Origin of the sequence: Niallia sp. FSL W8-0954 (assembly GCF_038005605.1) — a bacterium.
Taxonomy (GTDB): domain Bacteria; phylum Bacillota; class Bacilli; order Bacillales; family Cytobacillaceae; genus Niallia; species Niallia circulans_A.
The window spans coordinates 1,971,664-1,995,838 of record NZ_JBBOTN010000001.1; the positions used below are offsets into that span (position 1 = coordinate 1,971,664).

21 protein-coding genes are annotated in these 24,175 nt (G+C 37.3%); 20 read left to right on the top strand and 1 reads right to left on the bottom strand.

Annotated features, from left to right (window positions below; translation table 11 throughout):
* Window positions 1-6: 6 nt before the first annotated feature.
* The 5 genes from NX902_RS09565 to spoVM all read left to right on the top strand — a co-directional run bounded on the left by NX902_RS09565 (window position 7) and on the right by spoVM (window position 4,885).
* Window positions 7-765: a Stp1/IreP family PP2C-type Ser/Thr phosphatase gene (locus NX902_RS09565; protein ID WP_095329137.1), complete on the top strand. Its 759-nt coding sequence runs from the start codon at window positions 7-9 to the stop codon at window positions 763-765.
* Window positions 765-2,771, top strand: a complete 2,007-nt coding sequence (gene pknB, locus NX902_RS09570) for a Stk1 family PASTA domain-containing Ser/Thr kinase (RefSeq protein WP_095329177.1) — start codon at window positions 765-767, stop codon at window positions 2,769-2,771. The genes NX902_RS09565 and pknB overlap by 1 nt, the downstream gene beginning before the upstream one ends.
* A 138-nt stretch (window positions 2,772-2,909) precedes the next feature.
* The gene (gene rsgA, locus NX902_RS09575) at window positions 2,910-3,791 is read left to right on the top strand and encodes a ribosome small subunit-dependent GTPase A (RefSeq protein WP_095329138.1); all 882 of its coding nucleotides are present in this window, start codon (window positions 2,910-2,912) and stop codon (window positions 3,789-3,791) included.
* A gap of 279 nt (window positions 3,792-4,070) precedes the next feature.
* Complete coding sequence (locus tag NX902_RS09580; protein WP_095329139.1) at window positions 4,071-4,715, top strand: thiamine diphosphokinase; 645 nt, start codon at window positions 4,071-4,073, stop codon at window positions 4,713-4,715.
* Between the two features lie 89 nt (window positions 4,716-4,804).
* Window positions 4,805-4,885 carry a stage V sporulation protein SpoVM gene (spoVM, locus tag NX902_RS09585; RefSeq protein ID WP_016201070.1) on the top strand — a complete coding sequence of 27 codons (81 nt, stop codon included), beginning with the start codon at window positions 4,805-4,807 and terminating at the stop codon, window positions 4,883-4,885.
* 153 nt (window positions 4,886-5,038) lie between these two features.
* On the opposite strand, the gene rpmB is transcribed toward spoVM, so the two are convergent.
* Window positions 5,039-5,227, bottom strand: coding sequence for a 50S ribosomal protein L28 (gene rpmB / locus NX902_RS09590; RefSeq protein ID WP_016201071.1), 189 nt, complete (start codon window positions 5,225-5,227; stop codon window positions 5,039-5,041).
* 383 nt (window positions 5,228-5,610) lie between these two features.
* On the opposite strand from rpmB, the gene NX902_RS09595 reads away from it, so the two are divergent.
* From NX902_RS09595 to NX902_RS09665, 15 genes are all read left to right on the top strand, one after another.
* Complete coding sequence (locus NX902_RS09595) at window positions 5,611-5,973, top strand: Asp23/Gls24 family envelope stress response protein (protein WP_095329140.1); 363 nt, start codon at window positions 5,611-5,613, stop codon at window positions 5,971-5,973.
* Window positions 5,974-5,989: 16 nt separating this feature from the next.
* Window positions 5,990-7,669: a DAK2 domain-containing protein gene (locus NX902_RS09600; RefSeq protein WP_341160698.1), complete on the top strand. Its 1,680-nt coding sequence runs from the start codon at window positions 5,990-5,992 to the stop codon at window positions 7,667-7,669.
* Window positions 7,670-8,083: 414 nt separating this feature from the next.
* Window positions 8,084-8,746, top strand: coding sequence for an L-serine ammonia-lyase, iron-sulfur-dependent subunit beta (sdaAB, locus tag NX902_RS09605; RefSeq protein ID WP_095329142.1), 663 nt, complete (start codon window positions 8,084-8,086; stop codon window positions 8,744-8,746).
* A 14-nt stretch (window positions 8,747-8,760) separates the two neighbouring features.
* Window positions 8,761-9,648, top strand: a complete 888-nt coding sequence (sdaAA, locus tag NX902_RS09610; protein WP_095329143.1) for an L-serine ammonia-lyase, iron-sulfur-dependent, subunit alpha — start codon at window positions 8,761-8,763, stop codon at window positions 9,646-9,648.
* A complete protein-coding gene (gene recG / locus NX902_RS09615; RefSeq protein ID WP_163184954.1) occupies window positions 9,645-11,693 on the top strand; it encodes an ATP-dependent DNA helicase RecG in 2,049 nt (682 codons plus the stop codon). The genes sdaAA and recG overlap by 4 nt, the downstream gene beginning before the upstream one ends.
* A 275-nt stretch (window positions 11,694-11,968) precedes the next feature.
* Complete coding sequence (gene fapR / locus NX902_RS09620) at window positions 11,969-12,532, top strand: transcription factor FapR (RefSeq protein WP_095329145.1); 564 nt, start codon at window positions 11,969-11,971, stop codon at window positions 12,530-12,532.
* Between the two features lie 16 nt (window positions 12,533-12,548).
* Window positions 12,549-13,532 carry a phosphate acyltransferase PlsX gene (gene plsX / locus NX902_RS09625; protein WP_095329178.1) on the top strand — a complete coding sequence of 328 codons (984 nt, stop codon included), beginning with the start codon at window positions 12,549-12,551 and terminating at the stop codon, window positions 13,530-13,532.
* A 54-nt stretch (window positions 13,533-13,586) separates the two neighbouring features.
* Window positions 13,587-14,531 (top strand): ACP S-malonyltransferase, encoded by a 945-nt coding sequence (fabD, locus tag NX902_RS09630; protein ID WP_163184957.1) that lies wholly within the window; start codon window positions 13,587-13,589, stop codon window positions 14,529-14,531.
* Window positions 14,532-15,275, top strand: coding sequence for a 3-oxoacyl-[acyl-carrier-protein] reductase (fabG, locus tag NX902_RS09635; RefSeq protein ID WP_123257441.1), 744 nt, complete (start codon window positions 14,532-14,534; stop codon window positions 15,273-15,275).
* A 115-nt stretch (window positions 15,276-15,390) separates the two neighbouring features.
* A complete protein-coding gene (locus NX902_RS09640; protein WP_016201082.1) occupies window positions 15,391-15,621 on the top strand; it encodes an acyl carrier protein in 231 nt (76 codons plus the stop codon).
* Between the two features lie 427 nt (window positions 15,622-16,048).
* The gene (gene rnc / locus NX902_RS09645) at window positions 16,049-16,789 is read left to right on the top strand and encodes a ribonuclease III (protein WP_163184960.1); all 741 of its coding nucleotides are present in this window, start codon (window positions 16,049-16,051) and stop codon (window positions 16,787-16,789) included.
* 64 nt (window positions 16,790-16,853) lie between these two features.
* Window positions 16,854-20,423, top strand: a complete 3,570-nt coding sequence (gene smc / locus NX902_RS09650) for a chromosome segregation protein SMC (protein WP_163184963.1) — start codon at window positions 16,854-16,856, stop codon at window positions 20,421-20,423.
* 170 nt (window positions 20,424-20,593) lie between these two features.
* Window positions 20,594-21,583 (top strand): signal recognition particle-docking protein FtsY, encoded by a 990-nt coding sequence (gene ftsY, locus NX902_RS09655; protein ID WP_047939970.1) that lies wholly within the window; start codon window positions 20,594-20,596, stop codon window positions 21,581-21,583.
* A 603-nt stretch (window positions 21,584-22,186) separates the two neighbouring features.
* Window positions 22,187-23,449, top strand: coding sequence for a group II intron reverse transcriptase/maturase (gene ltrA / locus NX902_RS09660; RefSeq protein ID WP_341160699.1), 1,263 nt, complete (start codon window positions 22,187-22,189; stop codon window positions 23,447-23,449).
* Window positions 23,450-23,614: 165 nt separating this feature from the next.
* A complete protein-coding gene (locus NX902_RS09665; protein ID WP_095329150.1) occupies window positions 23,615-23,881 on the top strand; it encodes a hypothetical protein in 267 nt (88 codons plus the stop codon).
* Window positions 23,882-24,175 lie beyond the last annotated feature (294 nt).

The following is a 24,175-nucleotide window of genomic DNA, read 5'->3' on the forward strand; positions in this document are numbered from 1 at the left end:
TCACCTTTGAGTCAAATTTTTATGACTGATAAGGGGAAAGTTAGACAACATAATGAGGATAGTGGAGCAATTATTAGAAATAAAAGCGGTCAACGCCTTGCCATCGTAGCTGATGGCATGGGTGGACACCGTGCAGGTGACGTTGCAAGCTCACTCACTGTTGAGAAACTGACAGAACTTTGGACAATGGTTGAGGAAATTAAAACAGCAGATGAGGCAGAAAACTGGTTGGAATCCAATATTTTAGAGGTCAATCAATATGTTTTCGATTATGCTTCCACCCATCCAGAATGTGAAGGCATGGGTACTACTATTATAGGGGTAATCAGTACGGAAAATTTTGCGACGATTGCTCATGTGGGAGACAGTCGGTGCTATCTTTATAACGAAGATGGCTTTAAACAAATTACAGAAGATCATTCCTTAGTAAATGAATTAGTTCGCATGGGCCAAATTTCGAAAGAAGATGCAGAGCATCATCCCAGAAAAAATGTTGTTTTGAGAGCGCTTGGAACAGATGCTCAGTTAAATATTGATGTGATGACCATTATATTTGAAGAAGGCGACATCATATTTATTTGTTCTGATGGACTATCGAACAAAGTAACGGATCAACAAATAAAAGAGATTCTTGAAAAAGAGATTACATTAGAAGAAAAGGCTTCTACTTTAATCGAAACTGCCAATATAAATGGCGGAGAAGATAATATTACGGTCGTTATTTTGGAGTATGGGGATGGTCATCAAGCAGGTGAAGGGCAATGATGATTGGAAAAAGAATAAGTGGCCGTTATAAAGTCTTAGAGATGATTGGCGGAGGTGGAATGGCAAACGTCTACCTTGCGCATGACATGATTTTAGATCGAGATGTAGCAGTGAAGATGCTAAGACTCGATTATGTCAATGATGAGGAGTTTATTAAACGATTTCATCGCGAGGCGCAATCTGCTACAAGCTTAGCTCATCCGAATGTCGTCAATATATATGATGTAGGAGAAGAAGGGGACATCTATTATATTGTTATGGAATATGTGGAAGGCGATACACTGAAACAATACATACATAAAAACTCACCACTTTCTGTAGAGACAGTTATCGCAATTATGCAACAAATAACATCAGCAATCGCACATGCACATCAAAATAATATAATCCATCGCGATATAAAACCGCATAATATTTTAATAGATAAAGAAGGAAAAGTAAAAGTAACCGATTTTGGAATTGCGATGGCGTTAAGTGCGACAAGCATCACGCAAACAAATTCTGTGCTAGGCTCTGTTCATTATTTATCACCAGAACAAGCTCGTGGTGGAATGGCGAATAAAAAATCTGATATTTACTCTCTTGGGATTGTAATGTTTGAATTATTAACAGGGAGATTGCCTTTTTCTGGTGAATCAGCTGTTTCGATTGCTTTAAAGCATTTGCAGTCTGAAACTCCTAGTGTTAGAAGATGGAATGAAGCGATCCCGCAAAGTGTGGAGAATATCGTCTTAAAAGCTACTGCGAAAGATCCTTTTTATCGGTATAATAGTATGGAAGAAATGTCAGAGGATTTGCAAACAGCTTTAAATTTAGAGAGACTAGATGAACCCAAGTTTGCAATACCAGTTGATGACGAAGCAACAAAAGCAATTCCGGTTATTACAAATGATGGTTTATATAAAAATTTTGATGAGACGATTATTCATACAAATGAAAAAGAAGATCAAGGAAAAACCTTGGTAAAGGAATCTCCAAAAAAGAAAGAAAAGAAAGAGAAAAAGAAGAAAGCTAAGAAAAAGGGAAAGAAAATTGCTGCGATTATTATTTCAACCTTTCTCGCCTTGCTATTAATAATGGGACTAGTATTATTTCTTCTGCCAGATTTACTTGCACCAGAAGATATAGTTGTTCCTGATGTCGCTGGTTTAGAATTAGATAAAGCAAAGACAACGCTCGAAGAAAAAGGCTTCGTAGTGTCTGATACTATTACCTTAAATAGTGATGATGTGGAAAAAGGTCATGTTATTAAAACAAGTCCTAGTGCAGGCAGCGCGCGAAGAGAAGGGACAGAAATTACTATTTATGAAAGTCTTGGAAAAGAGACGGTCGTTCTCAGTGATTATGTAGGAAGAAAATATGATGATGTGGTGAAACTATTAGAATCAGAAGGATTCGATTTTAAAGATATTGAGCCTATCGAAGTATTTGATGATAGTGAACCAGGAACAATATTAGAACAAAATATTAAGCCAAAAGAGGAAGTAGTACCAAGTGAAACATCATTAGAATTTACAATTAGTAAAGGTGCACAATTGATTAGTGTCAAGGATTTATCGGATTATACGAAAAAAGAAGTAAATGACTATGTGGACGATGTTGGTTTAACGGTAACTTTTAAGGAAGAATATAGTGACACAGTGGAAAAAGGTCTAGTCATTTCTCAAACGCCTGAAGCTCGTACTAATTTGAAAAAAGGAGCAGAAATTACTGTTGTTCTTTCTAAAGGAAAAAAAGAAGTCCAACCGAAAGAAGTAATGAAAGAAATATCTATTCCATATGAACCGACGGAAATGACTGCTGATGGGAAGCCGGTCGAACAAACAGTAAGAATATATATTGGTGATTTTAATAATAGTATGACAGAACCAGCTGAAACATTTAAGATTACCGAAAATACTAAAAAGACAATCTATCTGCAAATTCCTGAAGGGCAAAAAGGATATTATCGAGTGCAGATTGACAGTGTGGTCATTATTGATGAAGAGGTTCCTTATCCTAACTAGTAATTGGTTTGAATTAAGCAAGAAAGGGAATGCTTTTTAAGTAGCTAGTTTCTAATAAGCTGTCGTTTTTTTAATAGTTTTTAGAGACACGCAAGAACTTTTATAAGCGAGTTGAAGTAAGTAAGGAGCGTTATATTTATGCCTAAAGGCAAAATTATTAAAGCGTTAAGTGGATTTTATTATGTATTAAGTGAGGGGCAATTAATACAGTGTCGCGGTCGAGGCGTTTTTCGAAAAAATAAGATAACTCCTTTAGTAGGTGATGAAGTCGTTTTTCAGGCAGAGAACACAACAGATGGCTACATTCTAGAAGTAAAAGAAAGAAAAAATGAATTAGTTAGACCACCGATTGCCAATGTGGATCAAGCAATTCTTGTCTTTTCTAGTGTGGAACCTGATTTTAGTACTGCATTATTAGATCGTTTTCTAGTATTAATTGAATACAATAGAATTGATCCGGTAATCTGTATGACAAAAATGGATTTAGCAAGTAGTGAGGTGGTTGAAAAGATGAAGGAGTACGCAGCACAATATGAAGCTGTGGGGTATCCTGTCATTTTAACCTCTTCTGAAACCGAAACGGGTATAGGACAGCTGCTGCCTTATTTAAAGGATAAAATATCGGTATTTGCCGGACAATCGGGAGTAGGAAAGTCTTCTTTGTTAAATGTAATTAGACCTGATTTAGACTTAAAGACAAATGAAATCTCCTCCAGTTTAGGAAGAGGAAAGCATACAACAAGACATGTAGAGCTTATCTCAATTGGAGATGGACTTGTTGCAGATACACCTGGCTTTAGTTCACTGGAGTTTCTAGAAATTGAAGGAGAAGATTTGAATTATTGTTTTCCTGAAATAGAAAAAACAAGCGAAAACTGTAAGTTTAGGGGCTGTCTACATCTTTCAGAACCAAAATGTGCAGTGAAAGAAGCGGTAGAAAATAATGAAATTCCAACTTATCGTTATGAGCACTATAAAGATTTCTTACAAGAAATTAGAGATCGAAAACCGAAGTATTAGTTTTTTCTGATTAGGAGAGAATTCTATATTCCATTTTGGGAGCTTGGGCAGAGATGAGAAGACCGAGCATATACACCTAAAAACGATTGAATTCTTGGAAATCACATCTCAATAGACTTTTACTTATTTTGTATTTACAGCCTTAAAGCAGATTCTTTCTATATAGCCGTTTGGACTATTTATCTGGATTGATTAGTAATCAAAGTAGATAAAGAAGACAAAGGCATATAAAAAAGGATCTGTATTTTTGTATAGAAAAGTAATAAGAGGAGGAGAAATATGATTGTTCATATTATGGCTGGAGGACCAAAGCAGTATATTCCTAATTTAGATAACTATTCAAAAGATATTTGCTGGATAGGTGTGGATAGAGGTGTTATGTATTTAATCGAAAGATCCTTGCCGATTTATGCTGCTTTTGGTGATTTTGATTCTATTTCGGAAACAGAACTGCATGCGATGGAGGAAAAAACAGGGATTATTAAACGTTTTAAACCAGAAAAAGATGAAACAGACATGGAACTTGCTCTTTTATGGGCTATTAAAGAAGGTGCAACGACTATTCGGTTATTTGGTGCGACAGGGGGAAGACTCGATCACACAATCGCAAATCTTCAGCTATTACTACGAGAAGCGTTAGACAATAAGCATATTCAACTAGAAATAATCGATAAACAAAACAGCGTATCTGTTGTACAAGCAGGAGCTTATACGGTAAAAAAACTGGAGGAATATAAATATATTTCATTTTTCCCATATAGTACAAAGATTGTAGGTCTATCTTTAGAAGGTTTTAAATACCCTTTAGTAAGGAGAAATCTTCCTGCTAGCAGCACATTGTGTATTAGTAATGAACTAATTCGAGAAACTGGTACTTTTTCCTTTGAAGAAGGCATATTAATGGTAATAAGAAGTTGTGATTAAAATCTGATAAATGATGGTACTAATAATTTTTATCTTAATAGGAAATGTGAGTGCTAGCGATGTTTATTGATTAAGGAGGGACAGTATTCATGAGATTTTATACCATTAAATTGCCGAAATTTTTAGGAGGACTTGTCCGGGCGATGTTGGGGACCTTTAAAAAGGATTAACAACGGATTCTGCGAATTTTTTTAGTAAAGACAACCATTCGCGATATTGGCGGGAAATTTCAAGGACTTACGGTACTTATACGACTTGCCTATTGTAGTTTGGAGACAAAATAAAAAAGGACATGTAACATGTCCTTTTTTATTGCGATCTGATTAAACACGTTCTACTTTACCAGATCTTAATGCTCTAGCAGAAACCCAAACACGTTTAGGTTTACCGTCTACTAAAATACGAACCTTTTGAAGGTTAGCTCCCCAAGTACGTTTGTTAGCGTTCATTGCATGGGAACGAGCATTACCTGTAGTTGTTTTTCTTCCAGTGATAACACATTTACGTGGCATGTATATTTCCCTCCTTATTACAGAAACTCATTAAAATGAGTTTGAAAAGTCATAGATAGCAATTTACTTATAGTCTGCTAAATAATCCTCGTTACAGATACCTTAATAATTTATCATACAACTTAAATGAATGCAATAGTTGGATGAAAAGCTTTCAAGAAAATTTCCTTGACATGTCTTTCCTTATTAAACAAATCCGTTTATCTCAAGACTTTATGGGAATAGTAAAACAAGTAGGTGTTTTCTGAATTTATCCCAATGCTTTAATAGAAGGGTTATTTTGTTATATAATAATAATAAGCTTTTTAACTATAGCTTTCAAAAACGTTTTGATTATAGTAAAATGTCAGTAGTCAAGGAGCAATTCCAAAGGGGGAAAACTCATGTCCATTGAACTAAGAACGAATTTCGGACAAATTGATATATCTACAGAAGTTATCGCTACAATCGCAGGTGGGGCAGCAGTAGACTGCTACGGTATCGTTGGAATGGCGTCGAAAAATCAAATTAAAGACGGTTTAACAGATATTTTGCGAAAAGAAAACTTTACACGTGGTGTAATCGTTCGAAAAGTTGAAGAAGAAGTACATATTGATATGTATATCATTGTAAGTTACGGAACGAAAATCTCCGAGGTTGCGCACAATGTTCAATCGAAAGTAAAATACACACTCAATAAGACAGTTGGACTTGCCGTTGACTCGGTTAATATTTACGTTCAGGGAGTTCGTGTGACGAACCCGTAGTAGAGGAGGAAACACAGTGTCAATTACAGTTTTAGAAGGAAAGCGATTTGCCGAAATGGTAATCCAAGGAGCAAACCATTTGTCCTCTAATGCTAAATATGTAGATGCGTTAAATGTTTTTCCAGTGCCAGATGGAGATACAGGAACGAATATGAATTTATCGATGACTTCAGGTGCAAAGGAAGTTCAAAAGAATATTCAATCACATATCGGTAAAGTTGGAACCTCATTATCGCGAGGTTTATTAATGGGAGCCAGAGGGAATTCAGGGGTTATTCTTTCCCAATTGTTTCGAGGATTTTCCAAACATATTGAGCAAAAAGAGACAATAACTGGAAAAGAATTTGCTAATGCTTTACAATTCGGTGTGGAAACAGCATATAAAGCAGTAATGAAACCTGTAGAAGGGACGATTCTTACAGTTGCAAAAGATGCTGCAAAGAAAGCGGTTCAATCTGCCGAAAAAAATGATGATATCATTGTTATCATGGAGGATACAGTAAAAGAAGCAAAAGCTTCGTTAAACAGAACACCTGAACTACTGCCTGTGTTAAAAGAAGTAGGCGTTGTTGATAGTGGTGGGCAAGGACTAGTATTTGTATATGAAGGGTTTCTTGCGGAGCTAAAGGGTGAAAAACTTCCAGACGCCGTGCAAAATGTTGTTTCCATGAATGAATTGGTAAATGCTGAACATCATAAAAGTGTTCACAGTTATATCAATACAGAAGATATTGAATTCGGCTATTGTACAGAATTTATGGTTCGTTTAGAACAAGAAAAGTTAGGAAATAAGCCGTTTTCAGAAGATGACTTCAGACAAGCGTTAAGTAAATATGGAGATTCATTACTTGTTATTGCGGATGATGAAATTGTGAAAATTCATATTCACTCCAATCAGCCTGGTGAAGTATTAACATTTGGACAAAAATACGGTAATTTGGTAAAAATGAAGATTGAAAATATGCGTGAACAGCATAGTAGCTTAGTGGATGCAGCTGAAAAAGAGGAAGTAAACAATACTCATTCTGTGGAAGAACAAAAAGAGTATGGGGTTGTAACAGTTTCGATGGGAAGCGGAATTGCAGATCTTTTCAGAAGTATCGGTGCTCATTATGTTATTGAGGGCGGTCAAACAATGAATCCAAGCACGGAAGACATTGTTAATGCTGTGAGACGTATCAATGCGAAAAAGGTCTTTATTTTACCAAATAATAAAAATATTATTATGGCAGCAGAACAAGCAGCTGACGTATTAGAACAAGACGTTGTGGTTATCTCTTCTAAAACTGTTCCACAAGGAATGTCAGCATTACTCGCTTTTAATCCTTCTAGTGATTTAGAAATAAATGAGAAGAATATGAAAGCAGCGCTTGAACATGTGAAAACCGGCCAGATTACGTATGCAGTCAGAGATACGAGTATTGATGGCCTAGCGATTGAAACAGGCGACTTTATGGGACTTGCAGAAGGAAAAATTATTGTAAAAAGTAAAGATAAAACAGAATCTGCAATGGAACTTTTAAAGTCAATGATCGATGAGGATACAGAAATTGTGACGATAATTAAGGGAGAAGAAGCGACAGAAGAAGAGGTTGAAACGCTTGTATCTTTTATTGAAGACAATTTTGAAGATGTGGAAGTAGAAGTCCATGACGGTAAACAACCACTGTATTCTTTTATTTTTTCTATTGAATAATAGTACTTTTAAAAGGGTGTGCCTGTATATATGGAGGCATGCCTTTTTTATTTTATAGAGAGTCGAAGGAATGGAGCGGTCCGTCTGTTATTTGTTCCCTTTTTCGGGAGAAGTAGAGAAAAAGGGAACAGAGAGACGTCCTCTGTCCTCGTATAGCGTCAATGACTATATATATGTCAAAGAAAAAAGGAACGAATATACCGTAACAAAAGTTATGCAGGAAGGAAACTTTCGACATAATTCCCTTCAAATTTTCATACTTCCCTAATCTAAATTAGCTATTTTCTATCGAACAATAAGAATTAGAACCATATATTAATATAGTATGATATTATATAGTGTAATCATTTTAAACACAGTATTATGTTAAAGAAATATCAATTCCATTTTTGGCCATTAAGGAGAGACAAATCCATGAAATTTAAAAGCGTTTTTGATATTATTGGTCCAGTCATGATTGGTCCATCCAGTTCTCATACAGCTGGTGCTGCAAGGATTGGCAGAGTGGCGCGTAATCTTTTTGAAAGAGAACCAAAATGGATAAACATTCATTTTTATGGTTCATTTGCCGAAACATATAAAGGCCATGGAACAGATGTAGCGATAATTGGAGGGATTCTTGATTTTGATACCTTTGATGAGCGAATTAAAGAATCCTTAGAAATTGCAGAACAGCATGGAATCCAAGTTAAATTTCATATAGAAGAAGCGATCCCGGAACATCCTAATACAGCAAAAATTCATTTAGGGGACGACGACGGAGAAATGGAGCTTGTTGGTATTTCTATTGGCGGCGGGAAAATAGAAATAATCGAGTTAAATGGCTTTCAATTAAAGCTTTCTGGTCATCATCCTGCAATATTAGTTGTTCATAATGACCGATTTGGTGCCATTGCGAAAGTGGCTAATGTATTGGCTAAACACGAAATTAATATTGGTCATATGGAAGTTAGTCGTAAAGAAAAAGGAAAACTGGCTTTAATGACAATTGAGGTCGATCAAAATATAGAAGAAGCGATTTTAAAAGAGCTTGAACAGTTAGATTCAATTGAAAAAGTTACAACAATCGTGGAATAAAGGGAGGGGTAAATATGTTTCGTAATGTAGCAGAATTGGTAGAAATAGCAACAACTAGAAGTTTACCGATTTCCGAAATAATGATAGAACAAGAAATGCAAGTAACAGGAAAAACAAGACAAGAAATTATCGGTCAAATGGAAACGAATCTTCAAGTAATGGAGCAAGCGGTTGAAAGAGGGTTAAAGGGAGTTGTATCCCATTCTGGATTAACTGGTGGAGATGCGGTGCTTCTCCAAAACTATATTAAGAAAGGTCAATTTCTTTCCGGAGAGATTATTCTAGATGCGGTAAGTAAAGCTGTTGCAACAAATGAAGTAAATGCCGCTATGGGAATGATATGTGCAACACCGACAGCAGGGTCAGCAGGAGTGGTGCCTGGTACGTTATTTGCTGTACAAAATAAACTGAATCCTACAAGAAAGCAAATGATTGCATTTCTTTTCACATCTGGTGCATTTGGATTTGTTGTGGCAAATAATGCTTCCATCTCAGGTGCGGCAGGGGGATGTCAAGCAGAAGTTGGCTCGGCTGCCGGAATGGCTGCAGCAGCAATTGTAGAAATGGCAGGAGGAACACCAGAACAATCAGCACATGCTATGGCCATCACGTTAAAGAATATGCTCGGTCTTGTTTGTGATCCAGTTGCTGGATTAGTGGAAGTTCCTTGTGTAAAACGAAATGCAATGGGTGCAGCGAATGCGATGATTGCTGCTGATATGGCTTTGGCTGGTATTAAAAGTCGTATCCCCTGTGATGAAGTAATTGATAGTATGTATCGCATTGGTCAGGCAATGCCTACAGCGCTTAAAGAAACAGCACGGGGAGGGTTGGCAGCAACACCGACAGGTCGCAGGTTAGAAGCTGAAATCTTTGGTAGTGCAGCTGCCGCAAACAAGTGAGTGAGTCTTTACAACTATCCGTTGAACATATAAAAGGGGTTGGACCCGAAACAAAAAAACAGTTAGAAGAAATGAATATTCATAAGATTAATGATTTGCTAGAATATTTTCCTTATCGCTATGAGGATTATCGTCTGAAAAACCTCGAAGAAATAAAGCATGAAGAAAAAGTGACGGTAGAAGGGAAGGTTCATAGTGAACCATCCCTTATTTTTTATGGAAGAAAGAAATCTAGATTAACTATAAAGCTATTAGTCGAACAGTACTTAATTACGGTTGTGTTTTTTAATCAGCCCTATTTAAAAAGTAAATTAGCTGTGCAAGAATTGATTACGGTAACAGGGAAATGGGATCAGCACCGGCAGACCATAACAGCAAACCATTTGCAAATTGGCAGTAATCAAAAGGGGTATGTATTCGAACCAGTCTATGCTGTAAAAGGGAATATGACCGTAAAAAGTTTACGTAAATATATATCCTCTGCTTTAAATCAATATGGAGAATTAATCGAAGAGAATTTTCCCCCTTCGATGTTAACGAAGTATCGTTTGCTGCCTCGAAAGGAAGCACTCAAGATTATCCATTTTCCTGAAAAGAGAGAGGATCTAACGCAAGCTAGAAGACGTTTTGTGTATGAAGAATTTCTTTTGTTTCAATTAAAAATGAGTGCCTTAAGAAAATACGAAAGAGAACATTCTGGTGGCAAAAGCCAGCAATATTCCCTTGAAAAACTAACCACTTTCATTAAGGAGCTTCCTTTTCCGTTGACAAATGCTCAAAAAAGGGTAGTAAACGAAATTCTCACAGATATGAAAGCAGATGTGCGAATGAATCGTTTACTGCAAGGGGATGTAGGATCAGGGAAAACAATTGTTGCTGCGATTGTGTTATATGCTTCGATCCTTTCAGGCAACCAAGGTGCGCTAATGGCACCGACAGAAATCCTGGCAGAGCAGCACGCAGATTCGCTGCATCATATTTTTTTAGAATTTGGCGTAACATGTGGTTTGTTAACAAGCTCTGTTAAAGGTAAAAAAAGAAAAGAATTACTAGCCCAACTAAAAGAAGGGAAAATCGATATTTTAATAGGGACACATGCATTAATCCAAGATGATGTAGTATTCAAATCATTAGGATTAGTCATTACAGATGAACAGCACCGCTTTGGTGTGGAACAAAGAAGAGTACTGCGGGAGAAGGGGGAAAATCCAGATGTTCTGTTTATGACTGCGACCCCAATTCCACGAACGCTTGCCATCACGGTATTTGGTGAGATGGATGTCAGTATTATCGATGAAATGCCAGCAGGGCGAAAAAACATCGAAACATATTGGGTAAAGCATGATATGTTAACAAGAATCCTGCAGTTTATGGAAAAAGAACTCCAGCAAGGAAGACAAGCTTATGTAATTTGTCCGTTAATCGAGGAGTCCGAAAAACTGGATGTTCAAAATGCGATCGACGTGCATGCGATGTTATCTACCTTTTTCCAAGGCAGATACAATGTAGGGCTTATGCATGGAAAACTGCATCCAGAAGAGAAAGATAATATGATGAAACAGTTCAGTCAGAATGAGATCCAAGTGCTTGTAAGTACAACGGTTGTTGAAGTTGGAGTTAATGTACCAAATGCGACATTTATGCTCGTATATGATGCAGAACGATTTGGGTTATCGCAGCTTCATCAGCTAAGAGGGAGAGTAGGGCGAGGGGATGCCCAGTCTTACTGTGTATTAATCGCAGATCCGAAAACAGATGTTGGCAAAGAACGAATGAAAATTATGACGGAAACAAGCGATGGGTTCGTGTTAAGTGAGAAGGATCTAGAATTAAGAGGACCAGGAGATTTCTTTGGGAAAAAACAAAGTGGTCTACCTGAATTCAAAATGGGTGATATGATACACGATTATCGCATCTTGGAAACAGCAAGAAATGACGCTGCTATCCTAATCGAGTCAACTGCATTCTGGCAAAATGACGACTACAAAGCGCTAAGAGATTCTCTCGAAGAAACAGGAGTCCTTAACGGAGAAAAGCTAGATTAATCACAATATATTTTCTAGTAAATAACAAGTTTAAGTATGTTGACATCTTTTTTATAGAGAGAGTTTAGGAATCATAAAGTAGCTTGAATAACCGCAGATAACATAAGAATAGTATAGCCCCTTATCGTACAGCTGGAAAAGATAGGGTAGGGAATTCAGGCTGAGGTTTATGTTTTTATTCACTAGCGGAGAACAAAACTTCGGCTTGCAATCCCATTGTATAAATTATATACTACTATTAGTACCTAGTCTTAATAATGCGGTGGTGTGAATAAATGAAGAGGAACAAAAGAGAACGTCAAGAGCTTTTAGTGGAGACAATCAAGGAAACTCCATTTATTACAGACGAGGAATTGGCGGAAAAATTCTCTGTTAGTGTACAGACGATAAGACTAGATCGGTTAGAACTATCCATTCCAGAGCTTAGAGAGCGCATTAAAAATGTCGCCAAACAATCACTTGAAGACGAAGTGAAAGCATTGCCTATCGAAGAAGTCATTGGTGAAATAATCGATATGGAATTAGATAGTTCAGCTATATCTATCTTTGAAGTGAAAGAAGAGCATGTTTTTAAAAGAAATGGTATTGCAAGGGGTCATCATCTCTTTGCACAAGCGAATTCTCTTGCGGTAGCCCTAATTAACGATGAACTAGCACTAACGGCAAAAGCCAGTATTCATTTTACGAGATCGGTTAAATTAGGTGAACGAATTATTGCTAAAGCAAAAGTAAAGCATATAGATAGTATAACTGGCAGAACAACAGTAGAAGTGAATAGTTATGTGAACACAGAATTAGTTTTTAAAGGTGAATTTGACATGTACCGTGCCAAAAGATAAAGGAGTAATCAATATGATGAAAATTGCAATGGATGCAATGGGGGGAGACAATGCCCCAAAGGAAATAGTTATTGGTGCCCAAAAAGCAATTGAAACTTTTTCAGACCTAGAGATACTTCTTGTTGGGGACGAAAAACAGATTCAAGCTTCTCTAACCAATAAAGAACGAATCAACATTTTACATACAGAAGAGCAAATTTTAGCAACAGATGAACCAGTAAGAGCAGTACGCAGGAAAAAAACAGCTAGTATGGTCCTTGGTGCTACAGAAGTAAAAGAGGGAAGAGCAGATGCGTTCATATCAGCAGGAAATACAGGTGCCTTAATGGCAACTGGATTATTCGTTGTTGGTAGAATGGAGGGGATTGACCGCCCAGCATTAGCACCAACCTTGCCGACGATTGGTGGAGAAGGATTCCTTTTACTTGATGTTGGTGCGAATGTAGACGCTAAGCCAGAAAACTTAGTTCAATATGCCATGATGGGGAGCATCTATTCTGAAAAAGTAAGAGGAGTTGCTAAACCAAGAGTCGGCTTATTGAACATTGGAACAGAAGAGAAAAAGGGAAATGAGTTAACAAAGAAAACCTTTGAACTTCTCCAAAATACCAATATTCATTTTATCGGAAATGTGGAAGCACGTGATTTGCTTGAAGGAGTATGTGATGTTGCTGTGACAGACGGTTTTACAGGAAATATGATTTTAAAAACGGTTGAGGGAACAGCGATGTCTATGTTTAAAATGATTAAGGCCGAGTTAATGAGCAGCTTTACTTCTAAAATGGCTGCTGCCGTCTTGAAGCCTAATCTAAAGCAGATTAAAAATAAGTTAGATTATTCAGAGTATGGCGGAGCTGCCTTATTCGGTTTAAATGCCCCTGTAATCAAGGCCCATGGTTCGTCTGATAGTCAAGCGGTTTTTAGTGCAATCAGACAAACAAGAGAATTTGTGCAATCAGGGGTAGTCGCTCAAATTAAGGATGCAATGGAGAATAAATAGAGACAGATATAGTGAATTCCACTTCTAATGGGAAGAAAAGGAGAGTAAAAATAAATGAGTAAAATCGCTTTTGTTTTTCCAGGTCAAGGCTCACAAGTAGTTGGAATGGGAAAAGATTTATTTGAACAATTTGAACCGGCAGCAAATGTATTTAAAAAAGCGGATCAAAAATTAAACTTTTCTTTGACGGACTTAATTTTTGATGGACCAAAGGAAGAGCTTACGCTTACCCATAATACACAGCCAGCTTTACTTACAACAAGCATCGCCATTTTAGAACATTTTAAGCAGTTTAATATACAGCCAGATTTTGTTGCTGGTCATAGCTTAGGTGAGTATTCAGCGTTAGTAGCAGCAGGTGTGCTATCTTTTGAAGAGGCTGTATATGCGGTTCGCAAGCGTGGAGAATATATGCAAGAAGCTGTTCCAGCAGGCGAAGGAGCAATGGCCGCTGTGCTTGGATTAGAAAGAGAGAAATTAACTGCGGTCACACACGAGATTTCAGATGCAGGTAATTCTGTACAGTTGGCTAATCTTAATTGTCCTGGACAAATTGTAATCTCAGGAACAACAAAGGGTGTTGAATTAGCGGGAGAAAGAGCGAAGGAAGCAGGTGCAAAGCGTGCAATTCCTCTGGAAGTAAGTGGTCCCTTCCATTCTGAGTTAATGAAACCAGCAGCGGAAAAATTTGCATCTGTATTAGATGGATTGCAATTAACAGATGCAAAAATTCCTGTCATTGCTAATGTAACGGCAGCTCCAATTCAAGATCACGCAGAAATAAAAACAAAGCTGGTGGAGCAATTGTATTCATCTGTCCTTTGGGAAGATTCCGTTCGCAACATGCTTGATTTAGGGGTAGATACATTTATTGAAATTGGACCTGGTAAAGTTCTTTCCGGTTTAATCAAGAAAATTGATCGAAAAGCAAAAGTATATGCTGTAAATGATATAGAAACAAGTAGTAAAGTTGCAGAAGAATTAAAGGGGGATATTTAAGTGAAATTAGCTGGTAAAGTTGCTGTTGTCACTGGAGCATCTCGAGGAATTGGCAAATCGATTGCACTTGAGTTAGCAAAGCAAGGTGCAGACGTTGTTGTTAACTATGCAGGAAGTGTAGAGCGTGCCAATGAAGTAGTGAAGGAGATCGAAGCTTTAGGAAGAAAAGCAATAAGCATTCAATGTGATGTATCAGATAGTGATGCTGTAAATGCGATGATGAAAGAAGTGTTAGAAGCGTTTGGCAGTCTGGATATTTTGGTGAATAATGCTGGAATTACAAGAGATAATTTGCTAATGCGTATGAAAGATTCAGAGTGGGACGATGTTATTAATACCAATCTTAAAGGTGTGTTCCTCTGCACGAAAGCAGTCACAAGACCAATGATGAAGCAAAGAAAAGGCAGAATAATTAACATCACCTCCATTGTTGGTGTGACAGGAAACCCTGGGCAAGCCAATTATGTTGCAGCAAAAGCAGGTGTGATTGGTTTTACAAAAACAACTGCGAAAGAACTTGCTCAGCGTAATATTACGGTAAATGCGATTGCTCCTGGATTTATTACAACAGATATGACGGATAAATTGACAGAAGAAGTGAAAAATGGCATGCTTACGCAAATTCCGTTAGGTCAATTTGGTAAACCAGAAGATATTGCTAATGCTGTTGTCTTTTTAGCTTCTGATGAGAGCAGCTATATCACAGGGCAAACATTGCATATTGATGGTGGAATGTATATGTAATCTTTCCTAAACAAAGGGAAAAATGCGAAATAGTAAGAGAATAAACATCAGATAAAGTTCTCATTTATTATTTCGTTAAAATACTCTATAATGCATTTGAGGGGAGGTGAAATAAATGGCAGATGTATTAGAGCGTGTAACAAAAATCGTTGTAGATCGTCTTGGCGTAGAAGAATCAGAAGTAACTTTAGAGGCTTCTTTCAAAGATGATTTAGGGGCTGACTCTCTTGATGTAGTTGAACTTGTTATGGAATTAGAAGATGAGTTTGATATGGAAATTTCTGACGATGATGCTGAAAAGATTTCTACAGTTGGTGATGCTGTGAACTACATAAGTAATCGCTAATCAATGTTTAAAAGCTCCGTTATAACGGGGCTTTTAATTTTGTATGTTAGCGGTGATTTATGTATATTCTATGATTGTAGAAATATCAGGGAAATCCATTATGAAAATGGCTCTAAGAATAGATGACAATATCTGTTTGTTTGATGTATACTAATAACTAAATACCTATTATTATAGGCAAAATATTAGTTGTTGGACGGATAGATATCGATTCGTGCAAATGAATAACAAATACAGCGTTTATTGACGCATAAAAGGATAGAAATAGTTTTTCTTATGTGAAGTGGGGTTAGCCCCCTAGTGGTAGCCCGATTTCTGTAATAGAAAAGGCTTGGAGAGAAAAAACTTTCCAAGTTTCTTTGCGTTTTTTATCTTTTTTACTTAAACTTGAAATGAATTGTAAACTTAGTGCTAAGGTGGATGCAAAATGCGAGGCAATCGAAAAGACAAAAGAACTGTTCGACCAAATGAGAAAAAAATGAAAGAACTCCAAGATAAATTGGGGATTCATTTTACGAATGAAAAACTATTAAAGCAAGCTTTTACCCATTCATCATATGTGAATGAGCATCGAAGAAAACCACATGAAGATAACGAAAGATTAGAATTTCTTGGGGATGCTGTTCTGGAATTAACGGTTTCTAAATTTCTTTTCAATAAATTCCCGATGATGAGCGAAGGTGAGCTGACTAAATTGCGAGCTGCAATCGTTTGTGAACCATCGCTTGTTTCCTTTGCTAATGAACTTTCCTTTGGTAAGTATGTGCTCTTAGGTAAAGGAGAGGAAATGACTGGGGGAAGAACTAGACCAGCGCTGCTTGCTGATGTATTTGAAGCGTTTATTGGTGCTTTATATTTAGACCAAGGATTAGACTCAGTGGTAGCATTTTTAGAGGAAGTTGTATTCCCGAAAATTAATAACGGTGCTTTTTCTCATGTGATGGATTTTAAAAGTCAACTACAAGAATATGTACAAAGAGATGCTGTTGGAACAATCGAGTATAAAATATTACTTGAAAAAGGACCTGCACACAATAGAGAGTTTATTTCACAAGTCTTTTTAAATAATCGAGAACTTGGAACAGGTATGGGGCGTTCCAAGAAAGAAGCAGAGCAGCAAGCTGCCCAAAAATCATTATTAATGCTAAAGGCGGAAAGTGAAAACTAAATGCTCAAGAAAACAAACGAAGAAAAACAACTAGAGGAAAACAAGGAAGAATCGGGGTGAGGTCATGTTCTTAAAACGGTTAGATGTTATCGGTTTTAAGTCATTTGCAGATCGGATTTCTGTCGATTTTGTGCCAGGTGTGACAGCAGTAGTAGGACCAAACGGAAGTGGGAAGAGTAATATTACGGATGCAATTCGTTGGGTACTTGGAGAACAATCTGCAAAGTCCTTGCGTGGAAGTAAGATGGAGGATGTTATCTTTTCAGGTAGTGACTCAAGAAAAGCGGTTAACTTTGCAGAAGTAACGTTAACTTTAGAAAATGAAGATCATTTCCTGCCATTGGATTTCCATGAAGTAAGTGTGACGAGGCGTGTATATCGATCAGGAGATAGTGAATTTTTAATTAATAAACAATCTTGTCGTCTAAAAGATATTATTGATTTATTTATGGACTCGGGGCTTGGGCGCGAGGCATTTTCGATTATCAGTCAGGGAAAAGTCGAAGAAATTTTAAATAGTAAGGCAGAAGATCGCCGGTCTATCTTTGAAGAAGCAGCAGGTGTATTGAAATATAAAACTCGTAAGAAAAAAGCAGAAGGCAAGCTTGTAGAAACACAAGATAATCTGAATCGTGTAAATGACATATTACATGAATTAGAAAGTCAGGTTGAGCCACTAAAGATTCAAAGCTCAATGGCTAAAGAATATCTACATCATCGTGAAAATCTTGAATCGATTGAAGTAGCCTTAATGGTTCATGATATCGAAGAAGCGCATGAGCGATTTGAAGCTATTTCAAAGCAATTAGAAACATATAAACAGGAAGAACTAAAACTATCCTCCATGCTGCAAAATAAGGAAGCGAAGATGGAGGAAGTGAAAAATGAAGTCGCCGCTTTAGATGAATCGATTGATGATCTTCAACAAGTACTTCTTTTAGTGAGTGAAGAATTAGAAAAATTAGAAGGTCGAAAAGAAGTATTAAAAGAGCGAAAAAAGAATGCAACACAAAATCGAGATCAGCTTGAAAAGAGCAAGGTGGAGCTACAAGAAAGAGTAGAAACCCTTGTGTTGCAAAAAGAAAAGCAACAAAAGCTTGTTCATGAATTGCAAGCAGAGTCGAAAGCGATTGAAGAAACTTTAAAAGCTAATGAAAAAAATCTTGCTCTTTTTAATGAAAACCTAGAAGAAAAAATTGAGATGCTAAAAAGCGACTATATTGAGATAGTGAGTAATCAAGCAGCGGCAAAAAATGAATTGAATTCGGTTATTCAGCAACTAGAAAATCATGAAAAAAGAACGTCGCAGCTTGATGAAGAAAATGCTAATTTTACAAATGAACGTATGCATATTCAAGAAAAAAAGACTAAGTTTATGGAGAAATTAAAGGAACTTTCTGATGAACTGGAGAAATGGTCTAAACAATGGCAGGAAAAGCAAAGTCATTTTCAAGGAATAGAAGCAAAGGTTCAACAAGTCGAGAAGGCACTATATCAATCATACCAATATGCACAGCAGGCGAAATCACGTAAAGAAATGCTTGAGGAATTAGAAGATGACTATTCTGGATTTTTCCACGGAGTAAAGGAAGTACTTAAAGCTAGAGGGAAATCCTTACAAGGGATCAGAGGTGCAGTTGCGGAATTAATGCAAGTGCCAAAAGAATATAGTGTGAGCTTAGAGATTGCATTAGGTGGATCGATGCAGCATATTGTGGTGGAAACAGAACAAAATGGACGGGAAGCAATCGCTTTTTTAAAAAAGAATGGGTTTGGACGAGCTACGTTTTTACCAATGAATGTGATTAAGGGAAAAACGCTTGCTGATTCCCAGCTCCGATTAATTCAAGAGCATCCATCCTTTATGGGGGTTGCGGCAGATTTGATTAATTATGACAGTCAATATCGGGAAATTATCCGCAGTTTATTAGGAAATGTTGTGATTACGAAGGATTTAAAGGGCGCCAATGAGATGGCAAAAATTCTTCAATATCGTTCCCGTTTTGTAACGTTAGAAGGGGAGATAGTTAATCCTGGTGGGTCGATGACTGGTGGAGCGATGAAGCAGAAACAAGCTTCGATCATCACTAGAAAAGGAGAATTAGAAGAGCTTAAGAAAAAGATTTTTGAAATGGATAAAACATCTTTAAAGCTTGAGGAACAGCTGAAAAAAGGAAAAGCAGCATTGCAAGCAGAAGAATCATCGATAGAAGAAGCGCGCTTAAAGGTGGAAGATCTTCGTTTCCAAATTCAAACATGGAAAGATGACTTAAAAGAGGTGGAATTCGAAGAAAGAGCAATGAATGATAAATTGTCTCTATATGACCGCAATAAGGCCGATTCGCATCAAGAGCAAGAGCTTCTGCAGCAAAGAAGAACTGCTTTGCAAGAAAAACTGGAACAGCAAAGTAAAAAGTTATCTGAATTGGATAAAGAGATTGCTTTAGTTACCGAGCAAAAAAATAAACAAACAGTTTCAAAAGAATCAGTCGTAAATACAATTAGTGATTTACGAATTCAATCGGCAGCTAAAAAGGAACAGCTCCGCCATGAAAAGGATAAGTTAGCAGCTATCATTCAAGAACATGAATCAACTGAAGAAAAGTGGGAGCTTGTCAAAGAGGACTTACGCTTGCTTTCTTCTGAAATGAGTAATTCTCATTCAGGGGAAGCGACATTAGAAGAAGCAGCAGAACAAAAATTGCAAGAAAAACAAGAAACGATCCAGCTTATTTCTTTACGCAGAGAGGAAAGATTGCAAAAACAAATGCGCTTAGAAGAGCTGGAGCTGGAAACAAAGGAGCAGCGCAGGCTTCATAGAGGGATTGTTCAGGCACTAAAGGATGAAGAAGTTAAATTAAACCGTGTAGACGTGGAATTGGATACACGATTAACGAATCTACGCGAGGAATACTTATTAACGTATGAAGGGGCTAAGCTTGATTATCCTTTAACATTAGAAGTCGAAGAAGCCCGAAAAAAGGTAAAGCTCATTAAATTAGCTATGGAAGAACTAGGAACTGTAAATCTTGGGGCCATAGAGGAATACGAGCGAATCTCGGAAAGATACGAATTCCTTCTCGAACAAAAAACAGATTTAGAAGAAGCGAAGGATACTCTTTATCAAGTAATCGATGAAATGGATGAGGAAATGAAAAATCGATTTGAGCAGACTTTCGAAGGGATTAAAGCTCATTTTGAAACGGTATTCCAAAGCTTATTTGGCGGAGGAAGTGCCGATTTAGTCTTAACAAATCCAGAAGATCTTTTAAATACAGGAGTAGAGATCGTAGCCCAGCCGCCAGGGAAAAAACTTCAAAATCTAAGTCTTTTATCTGGTGGAGAAAGAGCACTAACAGCAATTGCTTTATTATTCTCTATTCTAAAAGTAAGACCAGTTCCTTTCTGTATTTTGGATGAGGTGGAAGCGGCATTGGATGAAGCAAATGTATTCCGATTTAGTTCCTATTTAAAACGCTACAGCCATGAAACACAATTTATTGTCATTACTCATCGCAAAGGGACAATGGAAGAAGCAGATGTTCTTTATGGGGTAACTATGCAAGAGTCAGGTGTTTCAAAGCTAGTTTCCGTTCGATTGAGCGAAACAAAGGAATTAGTTGCAAATGGATAATTCTTTTATAGTTAGTTAGAAGCCTAATACGTTTTAAAAAACACTATTTCTTATTTCAATTCCGAGGCCTATTACTCTGTAAAGTTAAGGCCTTGGAAACTTTTAATGTTTACTTATAAATAGTTTTTACATGTACATAACCATATTTTGTAACGAAAGAAGGGATAATAATGAGCTTTTTTAAAAAGTTAAAAGAAAAAATGTCTCAGCAGACTACAACTGTAACGGAGAAGTTTAAAGAAGGCTTATCGAAAACGAGAAATAACTTTTCCGAAAAAGTGAATGAACTTGTGTCACGTTATCGAAAAGTAGATGAAGATTTTTTTGAAGAGCTGGAAGAAATTTTAATTGGAGCAGATGTTGGTTTCGAAACAGTCATGGAATTAATTGATGAGCTAAAAAAAGAAGTAAAAAGAAAAAACATCCAAGATCCAAAAGAAGTACAAGATGTAATTTCCGAAAAGCTAGTTGCTATTTATCAGAACGGGGAAGATCAATCCTCTACGATTAATATGCAAGCAGAAGGATTAACTGTGATCTTGTTTGTTGGCGTAAATGGAGTAGGGAAAACAACGACCATCGGTAAGCTTGCTCATAAGTATAAAGAAGAAGGAAAAAAAGTTTTGCTTGCTGCAGGCGATACCTTCCGTGCTGGAGCAATCGAACAGCTGGAGGTATGGGGAGAGCGCGTCGGTGTGGATGTCATTAAACATACAGAAGGCTCTGATCCAGCAGCAGTTATGTTTGATGCTGTACAGGCTGCTAAGTCTCGTCAAGCAGATATTCTTCTTTGTGATACAGCTGGAAGATTGCAGAATAAAGTCAATTTAATGAAGGAATTAGAAAAAGTAAAGCGAGTAATTGAACGAGAGGTCCCAGGTGCTCCGCACGAAGTTTTACTCGTGCTAGATGCAACTACTGGACAAAATGCATTAGTGCAAGCTAAAACATTTAAAGAAACAACAAATGTAAGTGGCATTGTGCTAACAAAATTAGACGGAACAGCAAAGGGTGGAATTGTATTAGCAATCCGAAACGAATTACATATTCCAGTTAAATTTGTTGGTTTAGGTGAGAAAATGGACGATCTCCAAAGCTTCGATCCAGAAAAATATGTCTATGGTTTATTTTCAAACTTAGTAGAGCAAAGCGAAGAGTAACAGTGAGTAGCTTGGAAAGATGTCGTTAAGGAAGCTTTACGACATCTTTTTTTGGTGTGCCCGGCATGGGTGCAATCTTTAGGGTGAAAGTCCCGAACTGCGAAGGCAGAAGTAGTAGTTAGCCTAACGCAAGGGTGTCCGTGGTGACGCGGAATCTGAAGGAAGCGGGCGGCAAACTTCCGGTCTGAGGGACACGAACTTCATAGAAGGCTAGGTATCATTGGATGAGTTTGCCAAACAAAACAAAGTCCTTTCTGCCGAAGGTGATACAAAGTAAATGAAGCAGATAGATGGAAGGAAAGATTGCACTCTTACCCGGGGAGGTCTGATGGATACGGGAAGTACTCTTCCTAACCTACTTAGCGATAAGTAGCTGAACCATCAGAAGTCAGCCGATGTCATAGTACAAATCGGTCTAGAACGATTTGGAAGGACGGAACAATTAGGAGAGAATAGCCCTTGGCTTTCAGTAGGTCATGAGGAACACAGAAAACATAGTACCTCACTTGAGGAAGGAAACGGTGAATTCCGTGGGGGATCTCTTGGAGGGTGGAGTGACCACTGGCATAAGAAGATAAGCTATTCACGGAAGGAAGAATAACGATGCTTTTAAATCAAATCCTGTCACGGGAAAATATGCTTCAAGCATTAAAACGAGTAGAACAGAATAAAGGAAGTCATGGAGTAGATAGGATGCCCGTACAAATCCTACGACAGCACCTAGTCGAAAACTGGCATTCTATCAGAGAGGCTATTTTCAAGGGTACTTATGAGCCAATGCCTGTCCGAAGAGTCGAAATCCCGAAAACTGGTGGAGGTTTTCGGCTACTAGGTATTCCAACCGTGAGAGATCGTTTGATTCAACAAGCCATTGCCCAAGTATTATCGAAGATATATGACCCGATGTTCTCCGAACATAGCTATGGCTTTCGACCAAACCGAAGCGCCCATGATGCGGTAAGGGAAGCAAAGGGATATATCAAAGAAGGATATAGATGGGTTGTAGATATGGATTTAGAGAAGTTCTTTGATAAGGTCAACCATGATAGACTCATGAGTACACTTGCGAAAAGAATCAAGGACAAACCACTATTAAAGCTAATCCGCAAATATTTACAGGCGGGCGTTATGATGGATGGAGTTATTTCAAGTACAGAAGAAGGAACGCCACAAGGCGGACCATTAAGTCCATTACTCTCTAACATAGTTCTGGATGAACTAGATAAAGAGCTAGAAAGTCGAGGGCATAAATTCGTTCGTTACGCAGATGACTGTAATGTTTACGTAAAATCGAAGCGGGCAGGAGAACGAACAAGGGCAAGCATTCAACGATTTATCGAAAAGAAACTTCGATTAAAAGTGAATGAGAAGAAGTCAGCAGTAGACCGACCATGGAAACGGAAGTTTCTAGGTTTTAGCTTCACGTCTTCTAAAGAACCAAAGATTCGTATCGCAAAAGAAAGCTTAAAACGAATGAAGAAGAAAATACGAGAAATCACTTCGAGAAAGATGCCCTATTCTATGAGATATCGGATGGAGAAATTAAACCAATATCTAATGGGTTGGTGTGGATATTTTGCATTAGCGGATACTAAATCACTGTTTATAAAATTAGATGGTTGGATACGAAGAAGACTTCGCATGTGCCAATGGAAAGACTGGAAGAAACCAAAGACAAGGATTCGCAACCTTATACATTTAGGTGTCCCAAAAGGGAAGGCTTATGAATGGGGAAATAGCCGAAAGGGCTATTGGCGCGTCTCGAACAGTCCTATATTAGATAAAACCCTCGATATTTCCTATTGGAATAATCAAGGGTTTAAAAGTCTACAAACTCGTTATAAATTCTTGCGTCATTTATCTTAATTGAACCGCCGTATACGGAACCGTACGTACGGTGGTGTGAGAGGTCGGGAGTTAATCACTCCCTCCTACTCGATTAAATGAATGTTAAATTATTGCAAAGACGTAATAAAAATAAGGATAAGAAGAATAATAAAAGTAATATCTTTTTTTTCGGAGGGAAAACGTTTGATTATTCAAAGCGTTGTTTTGCTTATTCTTATTGGAGGCGTTGTCTTAACAGTAAAAGGCCATCTTGTTCAGCATCATGCTTATGCTCGACTAGGTGATTCCTTGCCAGCAAAAAAATTCAAAGAAGCAGAAGGAGAAAATCTGCTCACGATAGAAGAAGAAAACCTATTTTTAAGCAGCTTATCAGGCCTGCGCATGAAAATAATTGGTGCAATTTTAATAGCGATTCCATCCAGTATCCTTATCCTTTTTCATTTAAACTAGCATATGTTCAAAGTTAGTTGAATTGCCTTTAAAGATTGAATGAAAGCGAAATGAATATTTTACAAAAAAATACTACAGGTTGTCGACAATTCTAAAATACATGAGTTTATCTACACTTTGGACTATTTTACAAAAATACTAACACTGATAATTATAAAACAATATTAAACTCAAACTTCTGTTCAAAGGTTAACAGAAGTTTTTTTATGCTTCCAAAAATAGCTTCCAATACATAAAACATTTCTAACAGTCTCTTCGTCTAATGAAGGAGAGGCAAGTATTAAGTAATATCCA